This window comes from Chryseobacterium fluminis (assembly GCF_026314945.1).
Classification (GTDB): domain Bacteria; phylum Bacteroidota; class Bacteroidia; order Flavobacteriales; family Weeksellaceae; genus Chryseobacterium; species Chryseobacterium fluminis.
Window position 1 is genome coordinate 4,637,261 of the sequence record NZ_CP111121.1, and the last position, 14,790, is coordinate 4,652,050.

Consider the following 14,790-nt stretch of genomic DNA (forward strand, 5'->3'; position numbering starts at 1 on the left):
TTCGTTCCCAAATTTCGGAAGTTTTTTTCTATTTTAGCCAAAAATTTTAATATTAATGGCTAAATCTGTAGATGAATTTAATAAGAAAAGGCTTAGGTCTAGCAATATTACTGTAGTAATAAGTATCGCCTTAGTGTTATTTTTGTTGGGATTAATGGGACTTATTTTAATTAATGCCCAGAAATATTCCGACTATATCAAAGAACAGCTGGTCGTGAATGCCTACTTTGATGAGAACTATGATGCTAAAGACTCTTTAAAAATTGCTAAAATGGAGGCCGAGACCTTTAAAGAGGTACAGACTTTAGCTCCGGTAAAAAAAGCTACTTATATTACACGGGAAATGGCTGCCAAAGAAGCCAAAAAAAGTATGGGAATCGATAGTGATGCCCTTTTTGAAGAAAATATATTCCCGTCTTCTATAGAAATTGCATTAAAACCTGAATTTGTAGACCCTGCCAAAATTAATCAGGCGATCAAAGCGATTAAATCTGTTCCCGGCATCATCGATGTGAAAAATGACAGTACCCTGATGGTAGATGTTTATAACAACCTGAGCAGAATTCTGAAATGGATCCTCGGATTCTCTATTTTATTTCTGGTATTGGCTGTTGTTTTAATTAATAACTCTATCAGGCTGAAGATATTCTCCAAAAGATTTATCATTAAAACCATGCAGCTGGTGGGAGCGAAGAGAAGATTTATCCTTAAGCCGTTCATTACTGAGGCGGTAATTCTGGGAGCCATAGGTTCCGGGATCGGACTTCTGGCTTTATGCGGAATCTGGTATTATTTTACAAGCCAGATCGGTTCAGCATTTGTTCAGGATAATCAGCAGTATGTATGGTTGGTAATCCTGGTATTCGGGGTGGGCATATTTATTTCCGTACTCAGTACCATTGTGGCCACCTGGAGATTCTTAAGATCAAACGTTGACGATTTATACTATTCTTAACATGGGCAAAAAAACAAATAAATTTTCCGCTGCAAATTTTGGTAAGGAAACTACCGAAACTCCACAGGAGAATACATTCTATTTCGGACAGCAAAACTTTAAGTGGATGCTTATTGGTCTTGCATTTATTGTGGTGGGTTTTCTACTCATGATGGGATCTGATGCTAATACCGTAGATGGTAAATTTGATCCGGATTCCTGGAATGACGGTATATTTTCGATCCGAAGAATAAGAATCGCCCCGTTGTTTGTGGTGATCGGATTTGTGATTGAAGGATATGCAATCTTAAAAAGAAAATAACAATAATGTATTTTGAAGATTAAGAAGTAGCGGAGTTCAGAATAATCTGAATTTCAAAACCTCTTAATCTTTAAATTTTTAGATGTACTATGGATTTAATTGAAGCAATTATTATTGCCATTGTTGAAGGATTAACGGAGTATCTGCCTATTTCTTCAACCGCGCATATGGGATTTACAGCCAATTTAATGGGCTTACCGGAAGATGAATTTTTAAAAATGTTTCAGGTTTCCATACAGTTTGGAGCCATTCTGTCTGTTGTGGTAGCCTATTGGAAAAAATTCTTTGATTTTAATAATCTTAAATTTTATTATAAATTAGCTTTTGCGGTAATTCCTGCGCTGGTATTAGGCTATTTACTGGATGACAAGATCGAAGCGGTTCTGGGAAATCAGATTGCCATTTCATCTGTTTTGGTATTGGGAGGAGTGGTCCTGTTATTTGCAGATAAATGGTTCAAAAACCCTAAAATTAATGATGAAAAGGGAATCTCTGTTAAAAATGCAGTCATGATAGGATTCTGGCAATGTCTCGCGATGATGCCCGGAACCAGCCGAAGCGCAGCCTCCATTATCGGAGGGATGGCCCAGGGACTTACCCGAAAAGCTGCGGCCGAATTTTCATTCTTTCTGGCGGTGCCTACCATGTTGGCGGTTACTGTATACTCGGTTTTTGTAAAAACATGGGGTAAAGAAACCGGAAATCCTCAGAAAGGGTACGAAATGATTATGGCTTCACAGGATCATATCACGATTTTCATCATAGGAAATGTGGTAGCTTTCATTGTGGCTTTAATTGCGATCAAGGCCTTTATCGGAGTGCTGAACAAATATGGTTTCAAACCTTGGGGATGGTATCGTATTTTTGTAGGTATTGCCCTTTTAATTTACTTTCAGTTTTTTAAATAGATAGTATAAACTTTGCCTGCTTAAGCCTTTTATTTGGAGTCGTTTCTATGCTCTGCTCAACAAAATAACAGCCCACAGGATAGAGAATATTCTGTGCATTTAAAAGATGATAATCCCACGCGGAAACTGTTGTTCGTAAAGAAGCAGTTGCCGGCTGTCAGATCACTGTCAGTAAACAATTTAAATAATTATTTCGAAATTTTAAAATAATGACAGCTGAAGATCTTCAATCAGGATATATATTTTTATTGGATAAGCCATTGGACTGGACTTCTTTTCAGGCAGTCAATAAGATGAAATATAAGCTCAAACGAGAGTTTAATCTTCCTAAAAAATTTAAAATCGGTCATGCCGGAACTTTAGATCCGCGGGCAACGGGACTTCTTATTGTCTGTTGTGGAAAATTCACCAAAAAAATTTCCGAAATCCAGGATGCACCTAAAGAATACTGGACCGAAATAAAAATCGGCGTTCAGACAGAATCCTATGACACCGAAAAACCTGAAATTCTGCAACAGGACATTTCAGAAATTACTGAGGAACATGTTAACAAAGCCTTAGAAAAATTTGTGGGAGAAATAGAGCAGAAGCCTCCGGTATTTTCAGCGATAAAAATAGATGGACAAAGAGCCTATAATCTGGCAAGGGCAGGAGAGGATGTAGAAATGAAGTCCAGGAAGACCACGATTTTTTATATTAGGGATATTGAGATCAATTTTCCTCTGGTAAGCTTTACCGTAGGATGCTCGAAAGGAACTTACATCCGGAGTCTTGCCCATGATATCGGGCAGGAATTGGGTGTGGGTGCTTATCTTACCCAGTTAAGAAGAACAAAAATAGGAGATTATACCATAGAAAATGCAACAGATCGGTTTTTGGAAAACGAATTCAGATTTGAAAATTTATGATTAAAAAATTATTTTTTCTGATGGCAGCCCTTTCATTCATTCCTGCTCTTTCACAAGATCAAGAAATGAAAAAGCAGAAGATGAATTTTTATTTCAATCCTTCATTGCATGTGGGTTTTAACCTGACTAAGGAAAAAGAAGTGCCCAATAACACTCAGTATATCCAGCCGGAAGTACCTCATCAACTCACCTATGGAATTACAGCTGTCGCAGGTTATCATTTTCTTCCTAACTTTGCGCTGGGAAGTGGGATACGATATAGCTTCATTGAAGATAATTATCATCTCTTATATTGGATGATTCAGCCGAAGTTTATTTTTACACCAGGTGATCATCCTTTCTATATAGATGTTAATTATGGGAAACAGATTAACAGTTCCGTCGTTTCTGATTCAGAGTTTTGGGGCTTGAGATTAGGGATGCAGGTTTCCTATTCGAAAAGATTAAGTCAGGAAGGAGGTATTGTTTTTGAAAATCACAGATTGGGAAATTCAAATCCGTTCCTTATTGGGCTAAGTTATGGAGTGACTATTTTCAGTAATAAAAATTATACAGGTTACGGAGAAGATTAATGGAAAAAACACGTATTAATAAATATTTATCAGAAGTCGGGTATTGCTCAAGAAGAGCAGCCGATAAACTTCTGGAAGAAGGCAGAATAAAGATCAACGGGATTATTCCTGAAATGGGAACAAAAGTTTCCGATGAAGATGTCATTGAAGTAGACGGGAAACCCATCCGTGAGCCAGAGGAAGATCATGTATACATCGCTTTTAATAAACCGGTGGGCATCGTCTGTACCACTGATACCAAGCGGGAGCAAAATAACATCATCGAATATATCAACCATCCTAAGAGAATTTTCCCGATCGGAAGATTAGATAAGCCTAGTGAAGGACTTATTCTGCTCACAAGTGACGGAGATATCGTAAATAAAATTCTGAGAGCAAGGAATAATCATGAAAAGGAATATATCGTACGGGTTGATAAACCGATTACTCCCAAATTTCTGGAAAAGATGAGAAACGGAGTTCCTATTTTAGACACCGTCACCAAAAAATGTGAAGTTGAAAAAATAGATGATATGAATTTCAGAATTGTTCTTACCCAGGGTCTAAACAGACAGATCCGCAGAATGTGCGAATTTCTGGGCTATGAAGTGAAAAAACTAAAGAGAATCCGGATAATGAATATAAAACTAGATCTTCCGGTTGGAAAATGGAGAGATCTGACAGATGAAGAACTCTCAGTTCTTACCAGGAGCCTGGAAAGTTCCAGCAAAACAATAAACTAATTCTATGAATAACTAAATAATCAAAACAAAACAAAATTAAAATGAGAAAAATAGCTTTTATATTGGGATTACCCATGCTTTTAATTAACTGTAGTAATGAAGTCGAGTCATTAAATGAGACCAATCTGTCTTCAGCAAATAAAGCCGAATCACAGGCTACCAATAAAAACACAGGAATAGCGGTTTACAGATTTTACAATGGGAGAAACCATTTTTATTCAACAAATTACAGCGAAGGCATAAATAACGGATACAGTTATGAAGGGATTTTGGGGTATAGTGTAGGCGGAGGAACTCTTGTCAGAAGATTTTATTATGCTGCTAAAAATGATCATTTTTATACCTTATCAAACCCTGCAGTTGATCCTAATAACCCGTTTAATGTGAATTGGTATTTTGCTGCGAATATGTTTGCGGCTTATGATCCTGCTGATCCAACCGGAGTCAGAATTTATCAATATTTCAATCCGAGCAAGGTAGATCATTTCTATACGAATAATTATGGAGAACTGGGTGCCGGCGGACAAGGTTATAATTATGAAGGAGTTGCATTCAGACTAGATCAGTAAATATAAGATAACAATACCATATTCATAGAATAAACAGGAATAAGGATGCTTAATAACCATCCTTATTTGATATACAGCCTCATCCTCGTTTCATATTCCGGTTTGAGTTTCAGAAATTTCCAGATCTTCTTATCATTCTTTTCACTGATCCTGTAAAAAATGATTTTATCAGCCGAATATTTAAAATAGGGGTGGTTTTTCAGCCATTCCTCAGGAGCATCAGATAGTGTGTATTTTTGGACACCGGAAGAATCTAAAAAAGCGATGGACAATAATTTCTGTGTTAATTCTTTGTCGATATTATACGTCGTTAAGATCTGATCCTTATTGACAAATCCACCCAGTTTATTTCTAAAACCGATCAATGAGCCTGCTGCTCTTTCATCAAATCCGAACTCTAAAAGCTGTTTAAAGGTTATTTTATTTAAATCAATTTTTGAAAAGTCTGTTTTTTCCTGTCTTAATTCTGTTTTTTTACCGGCCGGTTTCACAATGGTAGTTGGATTAAATTGGATATAAGGCTTTATTTCTTCAAATTTCTCACTGGAAATCACAAAGCATTTGCGGATTTCTTCTGTATTTTTAAAGCTTCCTTGCAAATTCCGATCCCGGTAATTGACAATTACTTTTGACTGCCCGGCTGAGAATCCTAAGCGTTGCCAGCCTTCCACATCCAGAATATTGGGATCAAAAGGGTGATACTGGATTTTGCTTTTTGAAGTATTTTTGTTTTCAGAATCATTTTTAAAATGGTTTGGAGTCTTATCCGGAAGAATAAGATAGGGTGCGAGTTTTATGTAATTTTCATCGCTAATGATAAAACATTCTTTAAACTTGTCTTTGCTTATAAAACTTCCGCCCAGATAATTTCTGTATTTTAGTATTGCTTCTGCCTGACGTTCAGTAAAACCCATTTTCATCCAATCGGTTTGTGAATAAAGATCAGGATTGAATTTTTTATGAATCACAAGAGATGTAGATGCGAAATTTTTTGAACCCGAAAATTTTGTCTCTTTATTGGTTTCAGGAAGCAGAATATAAGTAGCCAACAAAGAATATTTCTCAGGTGATATGGCATAACATTTTTTAAGCTGCTCTCTGGAAATAAATTTCCCTCCGACCATTTCTTTATATCGGAGAATTGTGGAAATCTGCTTTGCCGAAAATCCTAATTTTTTCCATTGCCCCTCATCCAGAGTGTTGGGATCAAAATCGGTTAAAGCAGGTGTAACATTTTTTTCTGAAATAAATTTCACATTAGAAAAATCCTCTTTTGCTCTGCCTGTATATTTCTGAAAAACAAATAAAATAATCAGAAATATTCCCAGGAACGCGATCTTTTGGTAATAGCTTTTTCTCATCATTGAGTAAACTTAGTAATAATACTGAGGTTTAACAATGAGCGGATGATGATTGATTTATATCAGAATAGAATTTTAGTTTTGTTATGGTTAATGTAAACCAAATGATAACGCTATTAGAATAATTTTAATACTCCGTATCTTTTTCAGCCAGAGAATCTTTAAGTTTTAAAAGCTCCGCTCTGATGAATTCGAGTCGGTCTATGATGGTTACTGTTTCGGAAATTTTACTGTTGGTGGTCAGTGCGATACGTGCTCCGTCGAGGGTATAGCCTTTTTCTTTTACCAGGTGATAAATCATCTGTAGATTTTTGATGTCTTCCGGAGTGAAGTACCGGTTCCCTTTCTTATTTTTTTTAGGCTTAATAATGGGGAATTCCTGTTCCCAATACCGTATCAGTGAGGTGTTTACATCAAATGCCTTTGCCACTTCTCCTATTGAATAATACAGTTTGTCGGGTAAATTTATCTTCATGTTTAGAATCCTGATCTCCAAAGATAAAAATTTTTAAAAAACACTACAAATATAAAGGAAGGTATTATGCTTTAAGCTGTTTATCATAAAGGATTTCAATCAATAATATTTTCGTTAATTTTGATCAAAATATCATAAAATATGGATTCTATCTCGGTGCTTCATATGGATCTTTTTCAGGCGGGTAAGGATACTTCGGATTTTTACTTTAATAACCTGAAGAATCATCTGGTTGTGGGCCATCGTCATCTTGAGAAGCCGCACCGTCATGATTTTTTTGCCGCCATCCTCTTTACCCGGGGCACTGGTGTGCATGAGATAGATTTTCAAAGATATGATGTTTCGAAAGGAAGTCTTTTTTTTATGTCTCCGGGACAGATTCACAGCTGGGAACTGTCTGAGGACATTGATGGATATATTTTCTTCTGTTCACAGCAGTTTTACGAAATGCATTATGTCAATCAGAAATTAAGACATTTTTCTTTTTTCGGATCTGTCACCTATCCCAGAAAGCTTCAGTTAACTGCATGTGAACTGGAAAGGAAACTATATCTCTTTAAGGAGTTACAGAATGAATATCTTTCCCGGGATCTCCTGAAAAACGGTTTGATCCTTTCATTGATGTCACAGATTTTTATTCACTCGGCAAGAGCGTTCTCAAAAGATGCGGATCACCTCGCCTCATCGACAAGTCTTTCTTATTTTAAACATTATCAGGATTTCGAAAATCTGGTCGAACAGTATTTTATGGCTGAAAAATCCATTGCATTTTATTCCTCGAAAATGAATATATCATCAAAGCACCTCAACCGGATTATTCAGACCGTCGTTCAGAAAACAGCAACGGAGGTCATTACAGAACGGGTAATATTAGAAGCTAAAAGAATGCTGATCTATCTTGATGAGAGCCTGGTAGAAATCGCATTCCGGCTGGGATATGAAGAGTACTCTTATTTTGTAAGAGTATTCCGGAAAACTTCCGGAATGACTCCCACAGAATTTATAAGGAAATATAAGGCTTAAGATAATTTGTCATTTTATCAGAGGAGAAGCCTGAAAGGACCTTCAAATACGGTTTCAAAAGAATCCAGCATTTCTCCCTTTTCATCAAATACACCGATCTTTATATTCTGTTTGGACAGTTTTATCTCCTGCTCAGGAAAGGTAATGTTAATATTTCCTTTCAGCATTTTATCTCCCTTCAAAACGATTTTATCCGAACCGAAATAGGTGATTTCTGCGTTGTCGGGACTCAGAACCCTGATGGTGAGAATCTTTTTTTCATTCGTTTTGTTGAGAAGAGTATAGATGAAAGTGTTGGTTATTTTCCCATTCTTGATAAAAAATGTTGATCCTGCAGGTTTTATAAATTTAGCCTCCATTGAACCTCTGTCATACATTAAAAATCCCTGCAAAACTATTAAGAGAACAAGAAAAGCGGCTGTGGCCTTCATTCTTGAAGTAAATCTGAACTTCTCCCGGTTTTCAATTTCGGCTTCTGTAGCATACCGGATCAATCCTTTAGGCAGCCCTACTTTTTCCATGACCTCATCACAGGCATCAATGCAGGCAGTGCAGTTAACACACTCCAGCTGCTGTCCGTTTCTGATGTCAATCCCGGTAGGACATACGATAACACATTGATGGCAGTCGATACAGTCGCCTTTTCCGACGGTTTTCCGATTTTCATGATTTCTCCATTTTGACCGGTTTTCCCCCCTTTTGAAATCATAATAAACATTAATGGTCTGCTTATCAATTAAGACACCCTGAAGTCTTCCGTATGGACAGATCAGTGTACAGACCTGCTCCCGGAGCCAGGCAAATACAAGATAAAAAGTCATGGCAAACCCGATCATCCCTAAGAATTTCAACGGATGCTCAGCAGGCCCGTCACCCATTATTCTGAAAATCTCCTCATAGCCAACGATGTACATGAACATAAAATGAGTGATGATAACAGACATCAACGCAAAAACTGACCATTTTGTCAGCCTTTTTCTGATTTTTTCTGCATCCCACTCCTGTCGGTCAAGTTTCATCTGCTTATTTCGGTCACCTTCTATCCAATATTCAATCTTTCTGAAAACATTTTCCATAAAAACGGTTTGCGGACAAAGCCAACCACAGAAAATTCTTCCGAAAACCACCGTAAAAAGCATCACAAAAATCACAGAAATGACCGCTCCCAAGGCAAGAATAAAGAAATCCTGAAGATAAAATGGTTGTCCTGATATGAAAAATTTTCTGTCGATAACATTGAATAAAAGGAAAGGATTCTTATTGATCTTAATAAATGGCAATCCGAAAAATAGCAACAGCAGCACATAACTTGTATAATTTCGGTAGTTGGTATATTTTCCTTTTGGCTTCCGGGGAAAAACCCATTTTCTTTTTCCTGCCTGATCCATTGTCCCTACCGAGTTCCTGAAATCTTCATCTTCGATCTTTGAAATTTTGAAATTATCGGGCTGTATGTTCATTGTTTTAAAATTTGATTAAATTGTAAAGTGAATGCCACTATTTTTTAGTAAACACTTATTATCCTTTTTTGGGATCCGAAAAGATTTTTAGCTTAGACCCATGCAAAGCTCTGTATTAAAAGTCTTATTAACTAACATGATCTACTTCTTAAATAGTACAATAAGGACATTTTAAGCAATTTTCTTAATGATTCAAAATGATGAAATAATCTTTGAAACAGGGGTTTTCTTATTGTAAATTGCAACGGCTAATTGTTACAGAATGAAGAATATCCTTAAAATAAGTTTAGTTGGTTTGGTTTTCGCATTAGTAAATTGCAAATCAGTAAATTATAACAAAATGTTTTATGACAGAGTAAAACCGGAGAAAATTTCGGATCAGTTTAGTTTTACAGAAGGACCGGCTTCGGATAAGGAAGGAAATGTATATTTTACAGACCAACCGAATGATAAGATTTATTACTGGGACTGGAAAACCAATAAAGTAGTTGAGTTTTTGGATAAAACCGGGAGAGCCAATGGTACCCATTTCGACAAAGATGATAATCTTATTACCTGTTCCGACAATAACGGGGAAATCTGGAAAATATCAAAAGACAAAAAAATTCAGGTTCTCGTAGAAAATTTTGAAGGGAAAAGATTAAATGGTCCTAATGATGTATGGAATGATGCACACGGCGGAATGTATTTCACAGACCCTCTTTACAAGAGAGATTACTGGGTAGATTTCAAAGAGGAAATTCCTAACAAAAGTCTGTATTACAGAAGTAAGGAAGGAAAGGTTGTTAAACTGGAAACTTTCACCCAGCCGAACGGAATTATCGGAAGTGAAAAATTTAAAAAGTTATTCGTTTCAGATATTGATGCCGGAAAGACATACGTCTATGATATCCTGGGTGAAGGGAAGTTGTCCGAGAAGAAACTTTTCTGCGAAATGGGCTCAGACGGAATGACCCTTGACAATAACGGAAATCTGTACCTCACAGGAAACGGCGTTCATATTTTTAATAGGGAGGGAAAGAAAGCGTATCATATTCCGATTGATGAAGAATGGACTTCAAACGTCACTTTCGGTGGAGAGAACAATAATATTTTATTTATTACCGCTACAAAATCAGTGTATATCTTGCCGACAGATGTTAGAGGAGTTCGGTAATCTATAATATCGGGTTTGAAAATACAGTTTTCTGATTAAATCAGTCCGTTATAATGAGCTGATATCACCATTCCCGTCACTCCGGGTAACGCAGCAAAGCGGAGTGTATCGAAAAGTTTTTACTGGAAAGATTAATACTTGTCTGGTGTAGCACTTCTCGATACGATTTTTTCCAAAAATCTACTCGAAGTGACGATAGTATCTCATTAGATATTGGGGGAAGTAATACACCGTTCCGGCACTTCGGGTAACGCACCAAAGCCGGAGTGTATCGAGAAGTTTTTACTGGAAAGACTAATACTTGCCTGATGTATCGCTTCTCGATACGCTTTTTTCCAAAAACCTAATCGAAGTGACGGCGGTATATGATTAATCAGCACAAATCAGATCAATAGGAACGGGCTTCAGCCCGTTTTTTTATTGTAATCAACCAATCAGGCTTCAGCCAAAGCATAAAAGACTCTTTCTGTAACCATTAAGATAAGCCGGATGTATAATCTGCACGGTGTCTGACGCAAAGATTTACAAATACTGACGAATCTTAAAAAGAAAAGCAAAGGGTTCTCTTAGCAAAGCGAAACTTAAGAATACAGCTTCATCAATCAACAACATTGATTCGCCTTGCCCCTTAAGTAAATCTCAGTTTAAATAAACTTTGCGTCAAAAAAATTACATTAAATAAGAAGATTCATAGCATTGATTACTAAATATCCTCAATCATGATGATTTCATTTTTAGAATGTAAGTAGATTATAATGATTCCAAAATCTTAATAGGCAACCTCCATTTTCACCTTCTTGCCCTTTAGTTTTTCATTCGCCAGTTTTCTCAAAACAGCATTTACTTTAGTTCTGGAAACGGCTACATACGAGGTCGTATCTTTCACTTCAATAACACCCAAATCTTCTTTCTGAAGTTCGCCTTTCTTTAAAAGGTAACCCACAATATCCACTTTATTGACTTTATCCTTTTTTCCGGCACTGATATAAATCGTTTGGAAAGGAGTTTTTTCAGGAATTTTACTAAATTCTGTAACACTTTCTTCCGGAGTATTGCTTTTGATAAACGGAAAATTTTCTTCGGCCGTCATAATCAAATAGGCAAAACCTTTAGCATTCATTCTTGCCGTACGGCCGTTTCTGTGAATGAAAGCATCTTCTTTCGGAGGAAGCTGGTAATGGACAATAGATTCTACTTCCGGAACATCCAGGCCTCTTGAAGCGAGATCAGTGGTGATTAAAATTCTCGCAGAATCATTCCTGAATTTAAGGAGGGCACGTTCCCTTTCGTCCTGTTCCATACCGCCGTGGAAGGTCTCCCTGTCGATCCCTTTCTCGCGTAAGAGTTCAGAAATACGGTCTACTGCTTCGCGGTGATTGCAGAAAATAAGAGTTCTTTTGTTTCCTATCTTACAGATCAGATGAAAAAGCGTATCCAGCTTTTCCTCAGAAATGGTCATCACTTTTCGCAGCTGGATGTCAGGTTTTACCTCACTCAGTTTTAGAAAATCAACCAGTTTTTCATTTCTTAATCCGGTGAACGCAGGAATTTCGTCCATTGCTGTTGCTGAAGTTAAAATTCTCTGTGAAAGTCCTTTCAGAGCGCTGGAAATAAATTCCATGTCTTCATGAAAACCAAGTTCCAAAGCTTTGTCAAACTCATCCAGAACCAAAGTTTTAATCGTTTTCGGATCAAAATTATTATTTCTTAAGTGATAGACCACCCGTCCTGGAGTTCCGATCAATACGGCAGGAGCTTCAATTAAATTATTGACTTCAATTTTTTTATCATGACCACCATAGCAGACCGAAACTTTAAAATCGGTACCCATCGCTTTGAAAACCTGCTCAATCTGTAATGCCAGTTCTCTTGCCGGAACCAAAATTAAAGCCTGGATTCCGGAAATCTCTTTTTTCAGATTTCTGAGAACCGGAAATAAAAATGCCAGGGTCTTCCCTGAACCGGTAGGGGAAAGTAAAACAACGTCCTGTTGGTTTTCAGTAGCTTTATAGGTAGATTTCTGCATCTGATTCATATCCTGAATCTGCAGTTTCTGATAAATAGATTGTAGTTCCATGGTGCAAAGATAAGGATTTAGTTAATGAGTACAGGCTTCTGGTTTTTAGTTAAAGGTCTGATATTTCCTGTGTCATTTACATAAAAGCAGCAAAATAAAAAATGATCAACCGGCAACGACTAACCATTATTCAGGAGCTGTTTCCGGCTTTTCACTATATCTTTCGGATTCCGGCTTCCGCTCCGCTTCAGCCGCAACCCAAAAGGATGCCGTTACAATCCGGGCTGGGAATCAGGCATCCGGTTCAGAAGACTTTAAGCGCTCTAGCCAGGATGCTTTCTTGGTAAGCGAATTTTAAATATTGATTATCAAAACATTACAGCCATTAAGCAGATTGTGTGAATTATTGTTTATGTTAAATAAATTTTATATCTTTGCACCCACTTTTGTGGCGAAAGGTTTGACAAGTAAAATACTTATAATTAATTACTTCCGTATTTTTTAAATCCACATTTATTCAGACCGTTAAAAAAGAAGGAATACAAATTTTATTAGAAAATGTCAAAAGAGACAAATTCAGCAGAGGTTATTTTAAACCAAAACGTAGCACCGGAACAATTTGACTGGGATTCTTTTGAATCAGGTCTTGATGCAGATGCGAGAAAAGAAAAAAGCGATTTAGAAGAAATCTACAACGGATCTCTTAACAGCCTGAACGACAATGACGTTCTAGTGGGTAGAGTAGTGAGATTAACGGATAAAGAAGCTATCGTAGACATCAACTTCAAATCAGAAGGTGTTATCTCTCTTAACGAATTCCGTTACAACCAGGGCCTAAGTGTAGGTGACGAGGTAGAAGTAATGGTTGACAGAAGAGAAGACAAAACCGGACAGTTACAGTTATCTCACAGAAAAGCAAGAACGCTTAAAGCTTGGGATAAAGTAAACGAACTTCACGAAACTGGAGAAATCGTTAACGGTTTTGTTAAATCAAGAACCAAAGGAGGTATGATCGTTGACGTACACGGAATCGAAGCATTCTTACCTGGTTCTCAAATTGATGTGAAGCCAATTAAAGATTACGATCAGTTCGTAGGTAAAACAATGGAGTTCAAAGTTGTGAAAATCAACCCTGAGTTCAAAAACGTAGTTGTATCTCACAAAGCATTGATCGAAGCAGATATCGAAGGTCAGAAAAAAGAAATCATCGCTCAGCTTGAAAAAGGACAGGTTCTTGAAGGTACGGTTAAGAATATTACTTCTTACGGTGTATTCATTGACTTAGGAGGAGTAGATGGATTGATTCACATTACAGACCTTTCTTGGTCTAGAGTGAACCACCCATCTGAAATTCTTGAGGACGGACAGACTGTGAAAGTGGTTATCCTTGACTTCGATGATGAGAAAACAAGAATCCAGTTAGGTATGAAGCAATTAGAAGCTCACCCTTGGGATGCTCTTTCTGCTGACATGAAAGTTGGAGATAAAGTAAAAGGAAAAGTAGTAGTTCTTGCTGACTATGGTGCATTCGTAGAAATCGCTCCAGGTGTAGAAGGATTAATCCACGTTTCTGAAATGTCTTGGTCTACTCACTTAAGATCTGCAGGTGATTTTGTGAAAGTAGGAGATGAAGTGGAAGCTGAAGTATTAACTTTAGATAGAGAAGACAGAAAAATCTCTCTTGGTATCAAGCAGTTAAGCAAAGATCCATGGGAAAACATCGAAACTAAGTATCCTGTAGGATCTAAGCATGTAGGAACGGTAAGAAACTTCACTAATTTTGGTGTATTCGTAGAGTTAGAAGAAGGTATCGACGGTTTGATCTACATCTCTGATCTTTCTTGGACTAAGAAAATCAAACACCCTTCTGAGTTCTGTGCAGTAGGTGATAAATTAGATGTTGTAGTTCTTGAATTAGACATCCAGGCTAGAAGATTATCTCTAGGTCACAAGCAATTGACTGACAACCCTTGGGATGCATTCGAAACTAAATATGCTGAAGGAACTATCCATGCTGGTAAAGCAGTAGAAGTACACGATAAAGGTGCTTCTGTACAGTTCGAAGATGCTGAAGTTGAAGCTTTCTGCCCTTCAAGATTATTAGAGAAAGAAGATGGATCTAAAATCAAAAAAGGTGAAGAAGCCCAGTTTAAAGTAATCGAATTCAACAAAGAATTCAAAAGAGTAGTAGTTTCTCACACAGGGATCTTCAGAGACGAAGAGAAGAAAAATGTGAAAGACTCTTCTTCCAGAAACGTATCTTCTTCTTCAAACAACGAAGAAAGATCAACTCTTGGAGATATCGATGCTCTAGCAGAATTAAAAAGAAAAATGGAAGAAGGGAGATAATCCTTATCACCATT

General features: G+C 37.1%; 14 protein-coding genes. 10 read left to right on the plus strand and 4 right to left on the minus strand.

Annotated elements, in window-relative coordinates; translation table 11 throughout:
• The first annotated feature begins 55 nt into the window (after positions 1-55).
• From ODZ84_RS21165 to ODZ84_RS21195, 7 genes are all read left to right on the plus strand, one after another.
• Positions 56-955 (plus strand): cell division protein FtsX, encoded by a 900-nt coding sequence (locus ODZ84_RS21165; RefSeq protein ID WP_266174409.1) that lies wholly within the window; start codon positions 56-58, stop codon positions 953-955.
• A 1-nt stretch (position 956) separates the two neighbouring features.
• On the plus strand, positions 957-1,256 hold the full coding sequence (locus ODZ84_RS21170; RefSeq protein WP_266174410.1) for a DUF3098 domain-containing protein: 300 nt from the start codon (positions 957-959) through the stop codon (positions 1,254-1,256).
• An 89-nt stretch (positions 1,257-1,345) separates the two neighbouring features.
• Positions 1,346-2,164, plus strand: coding sequence for an undecaprenyl-diphosphate phosphatase (locus tag ODZ84_RS21175; RefSeq protein WP_266174411.1), 819 nt, complete (start codon positions 1,346-1,348; stop codon positions 2,162-2,164).
• Between the two features lie 209 nt (positions 2,165-2,373).
• On the plus strand, positions 2,374-3,072 hold the full coding sequence (gene truB / locus ODZ84_RS21180) for a tRNA pseudouridine(55) synthase TruB (RefSeq protein ID WP_266174412.1): 699 nt from the start codon (positions 2,374-2,376) through the stop codon (positions 3,070-3,072).
• On the plus strand, positions 3,069-3,644 hold the full coding sequence (locus tag ODZ84_RS21185) for a hypothetical protein (protein WP_266174413.1): 576 nt from the start codon (positions 3,069-3,071) through the stop codon (positions 3,642-3,644). Before truB ends, ODZ84_RS21185 begins: the two co-directional genes overlap by 4 nt.
• Positions 3,644-4,366 (plus strand): 23S rRNA pseudouridine(2604) synthase RluF, encoded by a 723-nt coding sequence (rluF, locus tag ODZ84_RS21190; RefSeq protein WP_266174414.1) that lies wholly within the window; start codon positions 3,644-3,646, stop codon positions 4,364-4,366. Before ODZ84_RS21185 ends, rluF begins: the two co-directional genes overlap by 1 nt.
• Positions 4,367-4,407: 41 nt before the next feature.
• Positions 4,408-4,935 carry a hypothetical protein gene (locus ODZ84_RS21195; protein WP_266174415.1) on the plus strand — a complete coding sequence of 176 codons (528 nt, stop codon included), beginning with the start codon at positions 4,408-4,410 and terminating at the stop codon, positions 4,933-4,935.
• Positions 4,936-4,997: 62 nt separating this feature from the next.
• Here the strand turns inward: ODZ84_RS21195 and ODZ84_RS21200 are convergent, their stop codons facing one another.
• The gene (locus ODZ84_RS21200; protein ID WP_266174417.1) at positions 4,998-6,299 is read right to left on the minus strand and encodes a helix-hairpin-helix domain-containing protein; all 1,302 of its coding nucleotides are present in this window, start codon (positions 6,297-6,299) and stop codon (positions 4,998-5,000) included.
• Between the two features lie 124 nt (positions 6,300-6,423).
• Positions 6,424-6,771 carry a MerR family transcriptional regulator gene (locus tag ODZ84_RS21205; protein ID WP_266174418.1) on the minus strand — a complete coding sequence of 116 codons (348 nt, stop codon included), beginning with the start codon at positions 6,769-6,771 and terminating at the stop codon, positions 6,424-6,426.
• A gap of 141 nt (positions 6,772-6,912) precedes the next feature.
• Here ODZ84_RS21205 and ODZ84_RS21210 point away from each other — a divergent pair, with 141 nt between their 5' ends.
• Positions 6,913-7,794, plus strand: a complete 882-nt coding sequence (locus ODZ84_RS21210; RefSeq protein WP_266174419.1) for an AraC family transcriptional regulator — start codon at positions 6,913-6,915, stop codon at positions 7,792-7,794.
• Between the two features lie 17 nt (positions 7,795-7,811).
• On the opposite strand, the gene ccoG is transcribed toward ODZ84_RS21210, so the two are convergent.
• Positions 7,812-9,254 (minus strand): cytochrome c oxidase accessory protein CcoG, encoded by a 1,443-nt coding sequence (gene ccoG / locus ODZ84_RS21215; RefSeq protein ID WP_266174421.1) that lies wholly within the window; start codon positions 9,252-9,254, stop codon positions 7,812-7,814.
• A 262-nt stretch (positions 9,255-9,516) separates the two neighbouring features.
• Between ccoG and ODZ84_RS21220 the strand changes: the two genes are divergently transcribed.
• Entirely contained in the window at positions 9,517-10,410 is an 894-nt protein-coding gene (locus ODZ84_RS21220) for an SMP-30/gluconolactonase/LRE family protein (RefSeq protein ID WP_266174422.1), read from the plus strand.
• Between the two features lie 769 nt (positions 10,411-11,179).
• On the opposite strand, the gene ODZ84_RS21225 is transcribed toward ODZ84_RS21220, so the two are convergent.
• Positions 11,180-12,487, minus strand: a complete 1,308-nt coding sequence (locus tag ODZ84_RS21225; RefSeq protein WP_266174423.1) for a DEAD/DEAH box helicase — start codon at positions 12,485-12,487, stop codon at positions 11,180-11,182.
• Positions 12,488-12,985: 498 nt separating this feature from the next.
• Between ODZ84_RS21225 and rpsA the strand changes: the two genes are divergently transcribed.
• Positions 12,986-14,776, plus strand: a complete 1,791-nt coding sequence (gene rpsA, locus ODZ84_RS21230; RefSeq protein WP_266174424.1) for a 30S ribosomal protein S1 — start codon at positions 12,986-12,988, stop codon at positions 14,774-14,776.
• Positions 14,777-14,790: the final 14 nt, after the last annotated feature.

Bases quoted from the DNA above. Each gene is read 5' to 3' on its own strand.
- ODZ84_RS21185 (WP_266174413.1), top strand. From the start codon at position 3,069: ATGATTAAAAAATTATTTTTTCTGATGGCAGCCCTTTCATTCATTCCT.
- rpsA (WP_266174424.1), top strand. From the start codon at position 12,986: ATGTCAAAAGAGACAAATTCAGCAGAGGTTATTTTAAACCAAAACGTA.
- ODZ84_RS21225 (WP_266174423.1), bottom strand. From the start codon at position 12,487: ATGGAACTACAATCTATTTATCAGAAACTGCAGATTCAGGATATGAAT.
- ODZ84_RS21210 (WP_266174419.1), top strand. From the start codon at position 6,913: ATGGATTCTATCTCGGTGCTTCATATGGATCTTTTTCAGGCGGGTAAG.
- ODZ84_RS21175 (WP_266174411.1), top strand. From the start codon at position 1,346: ATGGATTTAATTGAAGCAATTATTATTGCCATTGTTGAAGGATTAACG.
- ODZ84_RS21205 (WP_266174418.1), bottom strand. From the start codon at position 6,771: ATGAAGATAAATTTACCCGACAAACTGTATTATTCAATAGGAGAAGTG.
- rluF (WP_266174414.1), top strand. From the start codon at position 3,644: ATGGAAAAAACACGTATTAATAAATATTTATCAGAAGTCGGGTATTGC.
- ODZ84_RS21200 (WP_266174417.1), bottom strand. From the start codon at position 6,299: ATGATGAGAAAAAGCTATTACCAAAAGATCGCGTTCCTGGGAATATTT.
- truB (WP_266174412.1), top strand. From the start codon at position 2,374: ATGACAGCTGAAGATCTTCAATCAGGATATATATTTTTATTGGATAAG.
- ccoG (WP_266174421.1), bottom strand. From the start codon at position 9,254: ATGAACATACAGCCCGATAATTTCAAAATTTCAAAGATCGAAGATGAA.
- ODZ84_RS21220 (WP_266174422.1), top strand. From the start codon at position 9,517: ATGAAGAATATCCTTAAAATAAGTTTAGTTGGTTTGGTTTTCGCATTA.
- ODZ84_RS21165 (WP_266174409.1), top strand. From the start codon at position 56: ATGGCTAAATCTGTAGATGAATTTAATAAGAAAAGGCTTAGGTCTAGC.
- ODZ84_RS21170 (WP_266174410.1), top strand. From the start codon at position 957: ATGGGCAAAAAAACAAATAAATTTTCCGCTGCAAATTTTGGTAAGGAA.
- ODZ84_RS21195 (WP_266174415.1), top strand. From the start codon at position 4,408: ATGAGAAAAATAGCTTTTATATTGGGATTACCCATGCTTTTAATTAAC.